Here is a 16,055-nt window from a genome sequence, read left to right as displayed (position 1 = left end):
CATGCGCCATGCGCTGGCGTTGGCCGCAGCCACGCCGGCAGCGATGGCAGCCGGCGCAACCTCGCTGGCAGCCGGAGTACCGGCCGATGTGGCGCTGCCGGCCAGCGGCGGACCTGCACCGCAAGCTATGCGCGGCGCGGCGCCGAATGGCGCGGGTGAGGCGGCACGAGAGCCGGCGAGGGAGGCCGCAGGCGACGCCGGCCCAGCGGGCAGTCCGGCTGAAGGGCGCGGCGATGGCGGCCCGGCGTTGCGCGCCGGGGCGGGGCGGGCAGAGGTGGTGTTCGCGCCGACGCTGTATCCGATGGAGGGCTTCGTGGCCCAGCATGATGCGCTAGCGGCCCGCGTGCTATTGCTGGACAGCGCTGGCGTGCGCACCGCCATCGCCGTCATCGATATCACCTCGATGAGCGCCGCGCTGGTGGCTGGAATGAAAGCGGTGGTAGCCCGCGAGGCGGCGCTGGCCACGGAGCAGGTGCTGATCTGCGCCAGCCACACCTTCTCGGCGCCGCACGTGTTCGCGCCAGGTGATAGCCTGGCCGGCGCCGACGTGGCGCACAACGACGCCATCCTGCAGTGCTACACCAGCGCGCTGTCACAAGCCGCCGCGCAGGCCCACGCCACGCTGCAAACCGCCACACTGGGCTACGGCGAAGGCAGCAGCCGCGTTGGCGTCAACCGCGACGTCCCCACGCCGGCCGGCTGGTGGCTGGGCGCCAACGACGATGGTTACAGCGATCCAACCATCGGCGTGGTGCGCATCGATGGCCAGAGCGGCGCACCGCTGGCGATCCTGCTCAACGCCGCCGTGCAGCCGTCAATCATGGATGGCTCGCAGCGTAGCGCGGGCGGCAAGCTGATTACCGCCGATTTGGCCGGCGCTGCGGCGCGCCACATCGAGCAGCACTATGCGGGCGCGGTGGCGATGTTCCTGATCGGCGCCGCCGGTGACCAGGCGCCGCTGATGCAGGCCAATCGCCACGTGGTGCGCGACGACGGCAGCGTCACCCGCGTCGACGCCCACGAAGCCGGCTTCCTGCTGGTCGACCAGCTGGGGGAGAAGCTTGGCAGCGCTGCGGCGCGGGTGGCGGCAGGCATCAAGCCTGCACAGGCGCCCACGGTGACGCTGCGGCGCGACAGCGTGCAGCTGGACGCGCGCGTCTACATCTCGCACACGCCGCCTGCGGGGCCGGTGGCCAGCATCGAGTATCAGCCGGCAGGCCAAACCACGCTGCCGTTCGTGCTGCTGCAACTGGGCGGATTAGCACTGGTCGGCGTGCAGCCGGAGCTGTCGGCCAGCATTGGCGCGCAGATCCGCGCCGCGTCGCCATACCGGCAAACGCTGGTCGCCACCATGGTCGATGGCGCCGCCAAGTACCTGCCGGAGCGGCAGGCGTATCAACGCACCACCTACGAGGCGCGCAGCTCGCCGTTCGCACCCGGCGCCGCAGAAGCCGCCGCCACCGCCATCGTGGCGGGCCTGCGGAAGATGAAACAAGATCACAAGGATTAACGCAATGAAGACACCCCCGTCAACCATGTTCGCGCGCGCACTGGGCCTGCTGGCGCTGACGCTGGCCACCACCGGCCACGCCGCCACGCCGACCGCGCCGACCGCACCCGCCGCGTCCTGTGCGGCGCTGGCCAAACTGGCGCTGCCGGATGTGACGATCACGCTGGCGCAGCCGGTGGCTGCCGGCCAGGCACCGGCACCGCAGGGCGAGGGCGCTTTCCTCGGCAAATTCTCCGGCATGGGCGTGGCCGGCCTGACGCGGCCGGCGCGCAATCCGGCGTTCTGCCGCGTCGCCGGCAGCATCCGTCCCAGCGCCGATTCCGACATCAAGTTTGAAGTATGGCTGCCGCAAAAAGGCTGGAACGGCAAGTTCATGGCGGCCGGGAATTTCGGCTGGGGCGGCGCGCTGATGCTGGCAGCGATGCCGGACGCGCTGTCGCAAGGCTACGCCGTCGCCAGCACCGACACCGGTCATGACAGCGGCACCGACGACGGCAAAGGTGGCCGCTTCGCCCTCGGCCATCCGGAAAAGCTGATCGACTACGCCTACCGCGCCGACCATCTGATGACGGTGCACGCCAAAGCCATCATCAAGGCCTTCTACGGCCACGGCCCGAAATACTCGTACTGGGTAGGCTGCTCGCTGGGCGGCCTGGAAGGACTGGTCGAAGCGCAGCGCTATCCCGAAGACTACGACGGCATCGTGGTCGGCGCGCCGCCCAACACGCTGGTCAACTTCAACGCCGCGCAACTGTGGCCCGGCTGGCTGGTGCGGCAGAACCCCGCGCTGAACATGACCAAGGCCAAATTCGAGATGGTCAGCAAGGCCGTGCTGCAAGCCTGCGCCGGCCCGGTCGGCCGCCAGCAGGGCTTTGTTGACGCGCCGGAGCAATGCGGCTTCGAGCCACGCCAACTGCTGTGCAAGGGCGAGGAGACGGCGGACTGCCTGACCGCCGGCCAGGTGCAGCTGATGGAGCAGATCTATCGCGGCCCGGTCAACCCGCGCACCGGCGAGGTGATCTTCCCCGGCCCGGCCAAGGGCAGCGAGGCCGAACTGTTCGTGTTCGCCGGTGACAAACCGTTCGCCAACGCGCTGGATCTGTTCCGTTATGCCGCCTTCGAAGACGTCAACTGGGATGGCACGCAGATCGACTGGGATCGCGATATCGCTCAAGCCAGCGCCAAGGTCGGCGCGCTGTTCAGCGTCGACGCCAATCTGCAGCCATTCTTCGCGCGCGGCGGCAAGCTGCTGCTGTACATCGGCTGGAACGATTACCACAACCCCGCCGAGCTGGTGGACTACTACCATGCGCTGCGCCGCAATGGCGGTCAGGATGGCGTGCGCCTGTTCACGCTGCCCGGCGTCGGCCACTGCTTCGGCGGCGCCGGCTGCGACACCTTCGACAAACTGGGCGCCATCGATGACTGGGTCAGCGCCCGCAAGCCGCCGCTGCGCCTGACCGCGTCCAAGGTCGTCAACGGCAGGATCGCGCGCACGCGACCGATCTGCGCCTACCAGGCCGTGGCCAAATACAAGGGCAGCGGCGATATCAACGATGCATCCAGCTTTATCTGCGCGGCTGCTGAAGAAAAAGGAAATACCGGTTCATGAAACTTCTGAATGTACATCGCTGGATCTCGATCGCGGTGGTGCTAGTCTCGCTGTACCTGTCGGTGACCGGCACGCTGATCCAGCTGGTCGACCTCAAGGGGCTGCTGCTGGGCAGTTCGCCGTATGACGAAAACCTGCAGGCCATGCGCGGTGATCTCAATGGCCCCGGCGACTACGCGATGATCGGACCGGCCGACTATCTGGCCGCGCCGCTGCCGGCCGATCTGGATTATCCGGCCATGTTTGGCAAGGCGCTGGCGGCCACCCGCGCGGCCGCCGGCGACACGCCGCTGCGCTATCTGGAGCTACGCCAGGATCAGGGGCGGCTGCTGGCGATCGCGCAGCTGGCGCAGCCAGTCGCCGTGGCACCCGGCGAACGTGAGCCGGCCTACGCCACGCTGGTGCTGGACGTCGTCAGTGGCCAGCCGCTGCCCGGCGTGCAGGCGCCGCGCCACAATATGGAGTCGCAGCAGTCGCTGCGCATCGTGGTCAAGTCGCTGCACCGCATGACCACTTTCGGCAATAACGCGCTGTGGATCAACGTGGTGGTGGGCACCGGCTTGATGGTGCTGATCGTCACCGGCGTCTGGATCTACGTCAAACAGTATCGTTCGCGCGCCGCGCTGGGACGCAAGGCGCTGTTCTGGAAAGCCCAGGACTGGTGGCGCACGTTGCACCGTTCGATCTCGGTGGCATGCGCGGTGTTCCTGATGGTGGTGACGGTTAGCGGCTTGTGGCTGGCGGTGGAGAGCCTGTCGTTCGGCTATTACATCTCGGCCCAGATCGCGCAGGCGCAGGCCAGCGGCCGGCCGCCGATGATGCGGCGTGACGCCATGCAGCCATTGCCGGACGCGCAGGTGGCGCAAATGGCGCGGATGACCATCGAAGCTTATCGCCGCAATCATCCGGACGTGGCGCCGCGCGCGCTGCGGCTGCGCGTGTTCGCCAATTATGCGCAGGGTGTGGTCATCAGCGGCGAGGGCGAGGCGCGGCAGCTGGTCTACAACGCCGACAGCGGCGCGCCGATGCTGCAGACCGAGGCGGGCTATCCGGACACCGGCTTCCCGTTCGGCTGGCAGGCGCACCAGTGGGCCAAGCAGGTCCACAACGGCAGCATGATCGGCATCAGCGGCCGCGCGATGAATCTGCTGGCCGGGCTGGCGCTGTTTTATCTGTCGTTGTCCGGCATCGTCATGTACGTCAAGCTGTGGCGCCGGCGCGCGGCCAATGGCCGCAAGGCGCTGGTGTGGTAATCGTTCGAAAGGAGAGAGACATGTTCAACCGAATTCTGGCAGCCGCGCTGCTCGCATGGCCGCTGTTATCGGTCGCCGCGCCGTCCACGCCATCCGCGGACGTTGCGCAGCTGCTGGCCGCCGAAGACGCGCGCTTCCAGGCGGTGCTGACGCATGACACGGCGGCGCTGGAACGCAGCATCGCCGACGACGTGGTCTACAGCCACATGACCGGCCAGCGTGACGACAAGGCGGCGGTGCTGCGCAGTGCCGCGCGACTGTCGTTCAGCAGCATCCAGCCGCTGGAGCGCACGGCGCGCGTGATTGGCGAGATCGGCATCGTACGCGGCAAGCTGGTACGCCAGCTGCCGGACCGCACGCTGACCGATGGCTATCTGGCGCTGTACGCGCTGCGCGACGGCCGCTGGCAGTTGCTGGAGTGGGTGTCGGCCGCGCCGCAGGCCGGGGAGCCGGCCAAATGACGCATATCGTGATCGCAGGCGCCGGCCATGCCGGCAGCGCGGTGGCGGCGGCGCTGCGCCAGTATGGTTTCGACGGCCAACTGACGCTGGTGGGCGAGGAGCAGGTGCTGCCGTATCAGCGTCCGCCGTTGTCCAAGGGCTGGCTGTTGGGCGAGGTGGAGCAGGACGATATCGCGCTGCGTCCGGCCGCGTTCTATGACGAGCAGAAGGTGGCGCTGCAACTGGGCCGCCGCATCAAACGGCTGGAGCGGCAGGCGCAGACGCTGCACTTTGACGCCGGTCCCGCGCTGCATTATGACCGGCTGGTGATCGCCACCGGTTCCTGTCCGGTGTGTCCGCCAATCCCCGGCGCGGATAACGACGGCGTGCTAATGCTGCGCAGCGTGCGCGACGCGGCACGCCTGAAAGCGGCGCTGCGGCCCGGCGCGCGGCTGGTCGTCATCGGTGGGGGCTACATCGGGCTGGAGGTGGCGGCGTCGGCGCGCCAGCTGGGCGCCAGCGTCACCGTGGTGGAGCGCGCGCCGCGCGTGCTGGCGCGGGTGGCGCATGCCGAGCTGTCGGCTTTTCTGACCCGTGTGCATACCGAGCGTGGCGTGCGCATTGAAACCAATCGCTGTGTGGCGCGCATCGACGCGGTGGGTGGCGCGGTGCGCCAGGTGACGCTGGATGATGGCCGCGTGCTGCCGTGCGATCTGGTGCTGGTGGGCGTGGGCGGCCGGCCCAACGACGGCCTGGCGCGCGCCGCCGGCCTCGATTGCGACGACGGCATCGTGGTCGATCTGCAGGCGCGCACGTCGGACCCGCACATTTACGCGATCGGCGACGTCACGCGCCGTCCGTTGCCGCTGTACGAGCGCATGGCGCGGCTGGAGAGTGTGCCCAACGCCACCGAGCAGGCGCGCCAGGTGGCGTGCGCCATCACCGGCCGCCCCGCGCCGGCGCCGGAAGTGCCGTGGCAATGGTCGGACCAGTACGACATGAAGATCCAGATCGCCGGCCATCCGTATGACGCCGACGAGGTGGTGCGACGCACGCCGGCGGGCGACGCCAACGCGCTGGCGTTGTTCCACTTCCGTGGCGAGCGCTTGCTGGCGGTGGAAGCGGTCAACGCGCCGGCCGAGTTCATGGCGGGCCGCCAGCTGATCGCGCGCAGGGCGGGGCTGGACAAACAGAAGTTGAGCGACGTGTCGCTGACGATGAAGCAGTTGATAAATCAAGGAGGGCAGTAAATGGCAGCGATCATTTTTATTCAGCCGGACGGCACGCGCCAAAGCGTGCAGGGCGTGGTGGGCAAGTCGGTGATGGAGGCGGCGGTGCGCCACAACGTGCCGGGCATCGACGCTGAGTGCGGCGGCAGCTGCTCGTGCGGCACCTGTCATGTGCACGTGCGCGACGAATGGTCTGGCCGGCTGCCGCCGAAAAGCGCGGACGAGGAGGCGACGCTGGACTGCGCCTTCGGCGTGCTGCACGACAGTCGTTTGTCATGTCAGATCGTGTTCCGCGAAGAGCTGGATGGACTGGTGGTGCACCTATGATCTTGTACTAAAAATACAGCGCTAAGGCGCGAGAAATCTGTGTGTTCCCCCATGCTGCGCCGGCTTTCGGCGCGGCAGGGAGGCATGCATTTCGTGGTTCCGTAGAGACGCGCAAAAGTGCCAGCGATTCTGATTTTTGTGTAAGGCTAGACAGCGTTAGACTGGGCTATGCTTTTCGCAGAGATTGTTTGAAAACTACAGCCACGAAGTTTTTGAATCCTCTCCAACAACGGATAAAAAAACAAGGAGACTCACATGAAAAACAGTACCCAGAAAGATTGGGCCATCAAGTCGCTCGGGCTGGTGACGGCGTTGGCCGGCGTGGCCCATGCGCAGGACAGCGCGACGCCGCCGATGACGGAAGTGGTGGTCACCGGTTCGCGCGTCAGCCTCGGTAACCAGAGCCCGACGCCACTGACCTCGGTCAGCACCGACGATCTGCTGACCACCAAACCAGGCAGCATTTCCGATGCCATCAACGAGCTGCCGATTTTCTCCGGCTCGCGCGGGCAGAATCAGAACTCCGGCAACGGCACCACCAATAACTCGGGCAATCTGCAGAATCTGCGCGGCTTGGGCTTCGCGCGCACGCTGGTGCTGTGGGATGGCCATCGGCTGCCGGCCACCACACAGGACCAGTTGGTCGATACCGACATGATTCCGCAGATGCTGTTGAAGCGGGTCGACATCGTCACCGGCGGCGCCTCGGCGGTGTATGGTTCGGACGCGGTGACCGGGGTGGTCAACTTCATCACCGACACCCGCTTCACTGGCGTCAAGGTGCAGGCCAGCGGCGGCGTATCGACCTATGGCGACGACAAGACGGCCGATCTGGGCATCGCCGGCGGCACCGATCTGGCCGACGGCCGTGGTCACGTCATCGCCAGCTACCAGTATCGCAACGATCCCGGTGTACTGTATCGCACCGACCGGCCATGGGGTACGCACCAGTGGACCGCGCAGGGCGCCGGTACGGTCGCCAATCCGTATCACCTGGTCGACAATACCCGCATCGCCACCTCGTCCTACGGTGGCCTGGTGCGCACTGGCCCGCTGGCGGGCATGAACTTCACCCAGGATGGCGTGCTGAGTCCTTTCGTGCACGGCAGCGCCACCGGCAACAGCACCTATGAAAGCGGCGGCGACGGCGCTTATTACAACGGCTCGATTCGCGGTTCGATGAAGTCGCACCAGGCGTTCGTACGCGGCGACTACGATTTCACCGATAGCGTGCATGGCTACCTGGAAGCCAGCTTCACCGACAACCACACCGAGAACTTCGGCGCCTACAATGCGCTGTTGAACGGCGTCACCGTCAGCGCCTCCAATCCTTTCCTGGCGCAGAATTACCAGAGCCAGTTGGCGGCGGCCGGCGTCACCAGCTTCAATGTGGCGCGCGTGTTTGCCGACGCGCCGCGCATTAACACGGCGAGTCATAGCCAGCAGTACTTCGTCAGCGGTGGCTTGAATGGCGATCTGGCGAATGGCTGGAAGTGGGATGTATTCGGCACTACCTCGCAGGCCAAGCTGAATACCCGTAACGACAATAACTGGAATGCGCAAAAGCTGGCGGCGTCGCTGGACGCGGTGGTCAATCCGACCACCGGCCAAATTGTCTGCCGCGCTTCGCTGACCAATAGCGCTTATTCCAACTGCGTGCCGCTGAATATCTTCGGCCCCACTGCGGCCAGCGCGGCGGCGCTGGCCTACATCACCGAGGCGACGACGTTTGATGTCACCAACACGATGGATGAAGTCGAGGGCACGCTGTCCGGCGCGCCATTCTCGACCTGGGCCGGCGCGGTCGATGTCGCGCTGACCGGGCAGTGGCGCCGTCAGACCTATGCGGTTGGCAGCTCGGCGGTGCCGACCGCCAAGGCCGATTGCACCGGCATTACCTACAACTGCTCGTCGTCGACGCTGTTGTATGTGGATTCAACGCTGGCCACGCGCTCGAAGGTGGCGCAGTCGGTGAAGGAGGCGGCGCTGGAGGCCGATGTGCCGCTGTTGAAGGGCGCTGCGTTTGCCAAGGATTTGCACCTGAATCTGGCCGGCCGCTTCACCAACTACGATACCAGCGGCAGTGCGCGCACCTACAAGATCGGCGTCGATTGGGATGTCAACGATCAGCTCAAGCTGCGCGCCAGCAGCTCGCGCGACATCCGCGCGCCGAATCTGAACGATCTGTTCGCGCCGGCCACCACCAACGCCGGTTCGTACACCGATACGCTGACCGGCACCAGCAACACGGTACCGGTGACGGTGGTCGGTAATCCGAATCTGAAGCCGGAAGTGGGCAAGACCATCGCCGCCGGTTTCGTCATCAAGCCGAAGGCGTTGCCCGGCTTTAGCGCGTCGCTGGATTACTTCAACATCGACGTCACTGATGCCATCACCAATATCCAGGGCACCAATCCGTCGGTGCAGGCGGCCTGCTATGCCAGCGGCGGCACTTCGCCTTACTGCGCGCTGCAAACCCGCCCGCTGGGCTTCACCAATACCAGCGCGGCCAATGCGGTGACGTCGTTCACCAGCACCGTGATCAATATCGGCAGCATGCGCACCCGTGGCTTCGATCTGGAGGCGGCGTACCGCACCCAGTTGGCGGGCAATCCGTTCAATCTGCGTTTGCTGACCACCTATCAGCCGCACATCATTTATGAAACCCCGGGCTTGCAGACGGTGGACATGGGCGGTGTGGCGTATGGCCCGAACGGCCTGCAGGCCAGTGCCAAGATCCGTTCGACGCTGCTGGCCAGCTATAAGGTGCGTGACTATTCGATCGATGTCAGCGAGCGGTGGCGCAGCAACCTGAGTTACAGCGGTGATCCGACGGTGGTGGTGTCGTCGCCGAATGCGCCGGCGGTGGCTTACACCAATCTGAATCTGGCGTGGAATTTCCGTTATGGCAGCCAGGCCAGTGGTCAGCTGTATTTCAATGTGCAGAATCTGTTCAACCGTCAGCCGCCGGCGATTGCCTTCATTGCCGGCAATGGCGCGGTGGGGACCTTCAGCGGCTTCGCCCAGGGTGACGATCCGACCGGCCGTTACCTCTCGGTCGGCCTGCGGGTGAAGATGTAACTCCCGATGCCGGGCGGTGGCCGCGTTGGCCGCCGTCCGGCTTAACCTTTATCCGATCCTGATTATGGCCCTCCATTCCGCCAGTCCCGCGCGCGTCGTCGCGGACCCCGTCGACAGCGCGCCGCATGCCGGTGCCGATCTGCCCGATCTGCGCATCTTCGTGTTTGCGCTGTTTTTTATTTTCGGCGGCATCACCAGTTTGAACGATGTGCTGATCCCCAAGCTGAAAAGCCTGTTCACGCTGTCGTACGCGCAGGCGATGCTGGTGCAGTCGGCGTTCTTTGCTGCTTACTTCATCGTGTCGCTGCCGGCGGCGGCCATCGTGCGCCGCATCGGTTATATGCGCACGGCGGTGGTGGGTTTGCTGACCATGACCGGCGGCTGTCTGCTGTTCATCCCGGCCTCGCTGTCCGGCATGTTCGTGCTGTTTCTGGGCGCGCTGTTTGTGCTGGCGGCCGGCATCACGGTGGTGCAGGTGGTGGCCAATCCGCTGATTTCGGCGCTGGGCGCGCCGGCCAGCGCGCATAGCCGTCTGACCTTTGCGCAGGCGTTCAATTCGCTGGGCACCACGGTGTTTCCTTATGTGGGCTCGATCCTGATACTCGGTTCGCTGGCCAAGGTCGATCCGGCCGCGCTGGCCGGGCCGGCGCTGGACGCGTTCCGCACTCAGGAGACACATGTGATCGTGCGCACCTATGCCGGACTGGCGATTGCGCTGGCGGCGATCGCGCTGCTGGTCTGGTTGCGGCGGCATCGGCTGGCGGAGGCGCCGGCCGAAGAGGGTGGCATGCTGCGCGCGTTTGAGCTGTTACGGCGGCCGCGCTTTGCGTTTGGGGCGCTGTGCATTTTTCTGTACGTCGGCGCCGAGGTGGCGATCGGGTCGCTGATTGTCGACTATCTGATGCAGGCCAGTGTGTTCGGCGTTGGCGCGGTGGAAGCGGGCAAGCATGTGCCGATTTATTGGGGCGGGGCGATGCTGGGCCGCTTCGTCGGCGCCTGGTTGCTGCGGGTGTGCGCGCCGGGCAAGGTGTTGGCGGCGGCGGCGGGCGCGGTGATCGTGCTGTTGCTGGTGTCGGCCAATAGTACGGGCGCGTTGTCCGGTTGGGCGCTGCTGGCGATTGGCTTGTTCAATTCGATCATGTTCCCGACGATTTTCTCGCTGGCCTGCGAGGGTTTGGGCGCACGCGCGGCGGAGGGCTCGGGCTTGATTTGCGTTGCGATCGTCGGTGGCGCGATTGTGCCGCTGCTGACCGGCGGCGCGGCCGATGCGGCCAGCCTGAAGATGGCGTTGGCGGTGCCGGCGTTGTGCTATGCGGTGATTCTGGCCTTTGGCGCATACGCGCGCCGGCCTGCATGACAAGGAGATGATGTTGAGCAGAATGAGAATCTTGCTGGCGGCGCTGCTGCTGGCATACGGCGCGGGCGCACAGGCGGAAGCCTGCGGCGGCGAGCAGCGGCTTGACGCTGGACGCGCGGAGGTTGGCGCGGGCGGGCTGGGTACGGCGTGTGCCGCGCCGGCGGGCGCGTTGCGTGCTGCGGCGCTGCGGGTCGATATCACGCCGCGCGATTTGCGTGGGTTGAATCCGATGGGCGGTTCGTTCACGGCGGTGCACGATCCGATTTATCTGCGAGCGCTGTTGCTGGACGATGGCCGGCAGGCGGTGGCGCTGGTGTCGCTGGATTTGATCGAGGTGGGCGACACCACGGCGGTGCGGGAGCGGATTGCGCGCGAGGTGGGCGTGGCGGCGGATCATGTGTTGATCAGCCCCAGTCACGATCACAATGCGCCGCGTCTGGGGCGGGTGACGCCGGGCGCGCTGGCGCATGATGGCGGGCCGGAGTCGGATGCTTATACCGCCTGGGTGTATGACCGCATGGTGGCGGTCTTGCGCGAGGCGCGGGCGGCGTTGCGGCCGGCGCGGTTGGGCAGTGGGCGCGGGCAGGTGGACGTCAACATGAATCGCGATGCCTACAGTGAGCGCGGCTGGGGACTGGGCCTGGCGCCGCAGGGGCCATCCGACAAGACGCTGCGTGTGCTCAAAGTGGAGACGGAGGATGGCGCGCCGTTGGCGCTGGTGCTGAACTACGGCGTGCATTCGACCGTGACGCTGGGCAGCGCCGAGCTGTCCGGCGACCTGGCCGGCGCCGCCGAGCGATACGTCGAAGAGACGCTCGGTCAGGGCGTGGTGGCGCTGTGGACCCCGGCCGCTCTGGGCGACCAAGCCCCACGCGTCTCGCGCCCCAACGCCGTATCGCGGCCAGCCGTCGTCGCCGCGCCGCAGCCCGCACCAGCCGCGCAGCAGCCGGCCGATGTCGCATCTCGCGCTGCCGCCGCCGCCGCGTCGCAGCCCGACGCCGTGGCATCGCCCGCCGCCGCCGGCGTCTCGGTGTCGCAGCGCTCTGCTGATCGCCGGGGGGCATCAGTACCCGGGGAGGGCGCGGCGCCGGCGGCCAAGGACGCGCAGCGCGCCAACGCCGCCGCCTGGCGCGCCATGGATGCACAGGGGCTGCTGGTCGGCGCCGAGGCGCTGCGGGTAGCGGACGGCATCACCATATTGCGCTCGGACGTCCATCTGGCCGCCGCGCAGCGCGTGATCTCCTGCCCGGTCAAAACCGGCCGCAATCTGATGTCGACCATGAAGCAGCAGACTGTGGACCACGTGCCAGTGCGACTCAGCCTGCTGCTGATCGACCGCGTGGCGCTGGCCGGCGTCTCCGGCGAGGTGCTGAACGCCATTGGCAGCCGCCTGTACGCGACCTCGCCGCTGAGCGACACCTTCCTGGTCTCCATCGCCAACGACCGCATCGGCTACCTGCCGCCGGATGCCGCCTACGACCAACCGCTGTTCGAAGTGAACGGCAGCCCGGTCGCGCGCGGCTGCGCCGAGAACGCCATCGTCGATGGCCTGAGCCAGATGATCCGTGAACACATGTAAGGAACCCGCAATGAAGCTGTTGAACATACAGGCGATCGCCATCGCCACCATCGCCGCTACCCTGTCGCCCGTCATGGCGGCGCAATCGGCACAATCGACGCCCGACGTCGGCCATGTGCCGGCATTGGCCACCTCGCTGGTCAAACCAAAATCCACCACCGCGCTGAAAGTCACCAGCCCGGCCTTTGCCGACGGCGCCCGCATCCCGGCCGACAACACGCAATACGGCGCCAATCGCTTCCCAGGCCTGCAATGGACGGCCGGCCCGCGCGGCACGCGATCGTACGTGATCATCGTGCAGGGCGATCCGCGCCGCGACGGCCAGACCGGCAGCCGCGCCACGCCCAGCGCTGCCGGCCAGACCTCGATCCACTTCAGCGCCATCAACCTGCCCGCCAACGTCACCAGCCTGGCGGCCGGTCTGAGCGCGCTGCCAGCCGGCGCCAGCTACGGTCCCAATGTGCACGGACTGGCCGAACCCTACGCTGGCCCGCACACCCACACCAGCGTGCCGCAGCCTTACCACTTCCAGGTGTTCGCGCTGAATACCAAACTCACCGCCAGCCACACGCTGACCTTCGACCAGATCATCGCCGCGATGCAAGGCCACGTGCTGGCCAGCGGCGAAATCACCGCCACCTCCGCCAAGCCCGAAGGCGAGCAATACGCCAAAGCCGTCCGCACCGAAAGCGGCCTGGTGACCGGCGTGGCCGGACGCGATTCCGCCGTCACCATCTACAAAGGCATTCCCTACGCGGCGCCGCCGGTGGGCGCATTACGTTGGCGGCCACCAGCGCCGGCGCAAGCGTGGGAAGGTGTGCGCAAGGCCGACCAATTCGGCCCTCTGTGCCCTCAACCTGCCGAACCAGGCATGCCGCCGCAAGCCATGAGTGAGGACTGCCTGACGCTGAACATCTGGACCGCGAGCGCGGTGGAAGCCACGCCGCGCCCGGTCTACGTGTGGATTTACGGCGGCGGCTTCATTGGCGGCACCGGCGCCAGCCCGGACTTCGATGGCGAAGGTCTGGCACGCAAGGGCGTACTGGTGGTCACCTTCAACTACCGCCTCGGCGCGCTGGGTTTCCTGTCCACGCCCGAACTGAGCGCGGAATCCGGTCACAAGGCATCCGGCAATTACGGCCTGCTGGACGATATCGCCGTGCTGCAGTGGGTACAGCGTAACATCGCCGCGTTTGGCGGTGATCCGAAGCGCGTCACCATCGGCGGCCAGTCGGCCGGCGCCGGCTCGGTGGGCTTCCTGTCGATGTCGCCGCTGGCCACTGGCCTGTTCCAGCAGTCGATCGCCCAGAGCCACGCACGCGACCCACGCGATCCCGAACTGCGCTACCTGTCGGTCTCCTACCGCCAGCAGCAGGCGGCGGAGCAGGCGGGCCTGCGTTATGTTGACGCCAAAGGCACGCATGATCTGGCCGCGCTGCGCGCCATGCCATGGCAGCAGGTGGTTGAAGGCAGCAACACCATCGACGCCAATGTCGACACGCTCAGCTCCGGCAAGCCGCCGCTGTTCCGGCCCGTGGTTGATGGCTGGGTGATCCCGCAAGGTTACAGCGCCACCATGGCTGCCAACGCGCAGAACAAGGTGATCTACATCGCCGGCAATAACAGCGACGAAACCGGCGCCGTGCCGGAAACCGCGTTTGCCACACTGCGCGCGCGCACCGGCCCACCGCGTGCTGGCAACCCGCAGGTGAACGTGACGCTGGAAGCCTTCCGCAGCAACGCCCGTGCCAAGTTCGGCGCGCTGGCCGACGATTTCCTCAAGCTGTACCCGGCCACCAATGACGATGAAGCGGCGCTGGCCAGCAACCAGGCGGCGCGCGACAATTCGCGCATCTCGACTTGGTCGTGGGCGCGCGCATGGGAGAAAGGTAGCGGCAAACCTGTCTACACGTATTTTTGGACCCATGCGCAGCCGGGGCCGGGGGCGGCCATGCGTGGCGCTTTCCATGGTTCGGAAATCAACTATGCGTTTGGTAATTTGTACGCTACCAACCGACCGTGGACTGACGAAGACAAACGCATCGCGGACACCATGTCGTCGTACTGGGCAAACATCATCAAGACCGGCAACCCGAATGGCGCTGGCTTGCCGCAGTGGCCAGCCTATGACGCAGGCGCGGCGTCGGTGATGCGGCTGGGCGAGGACTGGGGCACGATGCCCATCGCTACGCCCGAGCGCATCGACTTCTGGCAGCGTTTCTTCGCCACGCAGCAGCCTTGGTAGGCGGGGAGGTTATGAAAGCAAGCATCGCTTGCGGGCGACCAGCCCGCGAGGATGCTGCGAAAAGACTTACTTGCTACCCAATTCGTGCATCGGCACGCGGCAAGTCTCGCGCGCGGTGAACACCGAGAACGCTGAAATCGCCGAAGTGCAGCTGACGAAGATCGCCACCGGCACCCAACCCATCGGATCTTCCGGACGCAGGATGGCCGCGCTGATGGTCGGCGCAAAGCCGCCCAGTGCAAAGCCGAGCTGCGTACCGATCGCCATGCCCGATAAACGCACGCGGGTGCTGAACATCTCGCCATACATCGCCGGCCACACGCCATTGGCCGCGCTATACACCACGCCCGACAGCAGCAGACCAAACACAAAAATCAGCGGAATATTCGAGGTGCTGATCGCCCACATATAAGGCCACGCCAGCGCCGCCGAACCCAGCGCGCCAAACATGAACACCGGACGACGACCAATCCGGTCCGCCAGCGAAGCAAACATCGGAATCGCCCCCAGCGCCACCACATTGGCCAGCACCAGCACCGTCAGCATGGTGGAACGCGGCAGATGCATGGTATTCACCGCATACGACAGCGTGAACACACTGAAGATGGTACTGATCACCGACACCAGCGCCGCAAAGATCACGCGCACCAGATTGGCCTTATGCTCCTGGAACAGCACCGTCAGTGGCAGACGATCATCCTGATGCGACACCTCTTCCTTGAAGGCCGGGGTTTCAGGCAGCGTGCGGCGCACCCAGAAGCCCACCACCACCACCACAGCGCTAAGGAAAAACGGAATCCGCCAGCCCCACGACAGCAGCTGCTCTTCCGGCAGCGCTGATATGGGCAGGAACACCAGCGTGGCCAGAATCAGGCCGGCCTGCGTGCCGCTCAAGGTAAAGCTGGTGAAGAATGCACGGCGATTCGGCGGCGCGTGCTCCAGCGTCATCGAATTGGCGCCGGCCTGTTCGCCCGCCGCCGACACGCCCTGCAGCATGCGCAGGATCACCAGCATCACCGGCGAAGCGATACCCGCCTGGCCATAGGTCGGCAGCAGGCCGACCATAAACGTCGACACGCCCATCAGCAGCAGCGTAAACGTCAGCACCTTCTTGCGGCCGTACTTGTCACCGATATGGCCCAGCAGCACCGCGCCGATCGGCCGCGTGATGTAAGCCACGCCAAACGTGGCAAAGGCGGCCACCGCGGCGGCGGCCGGGTCAAACGCCGGGAAGAAGATCTTCCCGAACACCAGCGCGGCGGCGGTGCCGTAGATGAAGAAGTCGTAATACTCCACGGCGCTGCCTATCCAGCTGGCCAGCGCCGCCTTGCGCGGTGAACGGTTGGGTTGTGGCGCGGCAGCGGTTTGCTGCGTGGCCTTGCCCGGTGCGGTTGCTATCGACATTGCGTCCTCCAAGAACAA

11 protein-coding genes are annotated in these 16,055 nt (G+C 66.2%); 10 read left to right on the top strand and 1 reads right to left on the bottom strand.

Annotation, left to right across the window (positions count from 1 at the left end):
• The first annotated feature begins 1 nt into the window (after position 1).
• From GJ699_RS15850 to GJ699_RS15805, 10 genes are all read left to right on the top strand, one after another.
• Entirely contained in the window at positions 2 to 1,510 is a 1,509-nt protein-coding gene (locus GJ699_RS15850) for a hypothetical protein (protein WP_154377871.1), read from the top strand.
• A 4-nt stretch (positions 1,511 to 1,514) separates the two neighbouring features.
• Positions 1,515 to 3,122: a tannase/feruloyl esterase family alpha/beta hydrolase gene (locus tag GJ699_RS15845; protein WP_154377869.1), complete on the top strand. Its 1,608-nt coding sequence runs from the start codon at positions 1,515 to 1,517 to the stop codon at positions 3,120 to 3,122.
• Positions 3,119 to 4,375 (top strand): PepSY domain-containing protein, encoded by a 1,257-nt coding sequence (locus GJ699_RS15840; protein WP_154377867.1) that lies wholly within the window; start codon positions 3,119 to 3,121, stop codon positions 4,373 to 4,375. The genes GJ699_RS15845 and GJ699_RS15840 overlap by 4 nt, the downstream gene beginning before the upstream one ends.
• Positions 4,376 to 4,395: 20 nt before the next feature.
• Positions 4,396 to 4,836 (top strand): nuclear transport factor 2 family protein, encoded by a 441-nt coding sequence (locus tag GJ699_RS15835; RefSeq protein ID WP_154377864.1) that lies wholly within the window; start codon positions 4,396 to 4,398, stop codon positions 4,834 to 4,836.
• Positions 4,833 to 6,065 (top strand): NAD(P)/FAD-dependent oxidoreductase, encoded by a 1,233-nt coding sequence (locus GJ699_RS15830; protein WP_154377862.1) that lies wholly within the window; start codon positions 4,833 to 4,835, stop codon positions 6,063 to 6,065. Before GJ699_RS15835 ends, GJ699_RS15830 begins: the two co-directional genes overlap by 4 nt.
• On the top strand, positions 6,066 to 6,371 hold the full coding sequence (locus GJ699_RS15825) for a 2Fe-2S iron-sulfur cluster-binding protein (RefSeq protein ID WP_154377860.1): 306 nt from the start codon (positions 6,066 to 6,068) through the stop codon (positions 6,369 to 6,371).
• A gap of 255 nt (positions 6,372 to 6,626) precedes the next feature.
• Positions 6,627 to 9,452, top strand: a complete 2,826-nt coding sequence (locus tag GJ699_RS15820; protein ID WP_154377858.1) for a TonB-dependent receptor domain-containing protein — start codon at positions 6,627 to 6,629, stop codon at positions 9,450 to 9,452.
• Between the two features lie 64 nt (positions 9,453 to 9,516).
• Positions 9,517 to 10,809 carry a sugar MFS transporter gene (locus tag GJ699_RS15815; RefSeq protein ID WP_154377856.1) on the top strand — a complete coding sequence of 431 codons (1,293 nt, stop codon included), beginning with the start codon at positions 9,517 to 9,519 and terminating at the stop codon, positions 10,807 to 10,809.
• Positions 10,810 to 10,831: 22 nt separating this feature from the next.
• Entirely contained in the window at positions 10,832 to 12,388 is a 1,557-nt protein-coding gene (locus GJ699_RS15810; protein ID WP_154377854.1) for a hypothetical protein, read from the top strand.
• Positions 12,389 to 12,398: 10 nt separating this feature from the next.
• Positions 12,399 to 14,633: a carboxylesterase family protein gene (locus tag GJ699_RS15805; RefSeq protein ID WP_229262119.1), complete on the top strand. Its 2,235-nt coding sequence runs from the start codon at positions 12,399 to 12,401 to the stop codon at positions 14,631 to 14,633.
• 66 nt (positions 14,634 to 14,699) lie between these two features.
• Here the strand turns inward: GJ699_RS15805 and GJ699_RS15800 are convergent, their stop codons facing one another.
• Complete coding sequence (locus tag GJ699_RS15800) at positions 14,700 to 16,037, bottom strand: MFS transporter (RefSeq protein WP_154377852.1); 1,338 nt, start codon at positions 16,035 to 16,037, stop codon at positions 14,700 to 14,702.
• Positions 16,038 to 16,055: the final 18 nt, after the last annotated feature.

The organism is Duganella guangzhouensis (assembly GCF_009674535.1).
GTDB lineage: Bacteria > Pseudomonadota > Gammaproteobacteria > Burkholderiales > Burkholderiaceae_D > Rugamonas > Rugamonas guangzhouensis.
The sequence above is the reverse complement of the archived record's forward strand: the minus strand, read 5'-3'. Positions and strand labels throughout refer to the sequence as shown.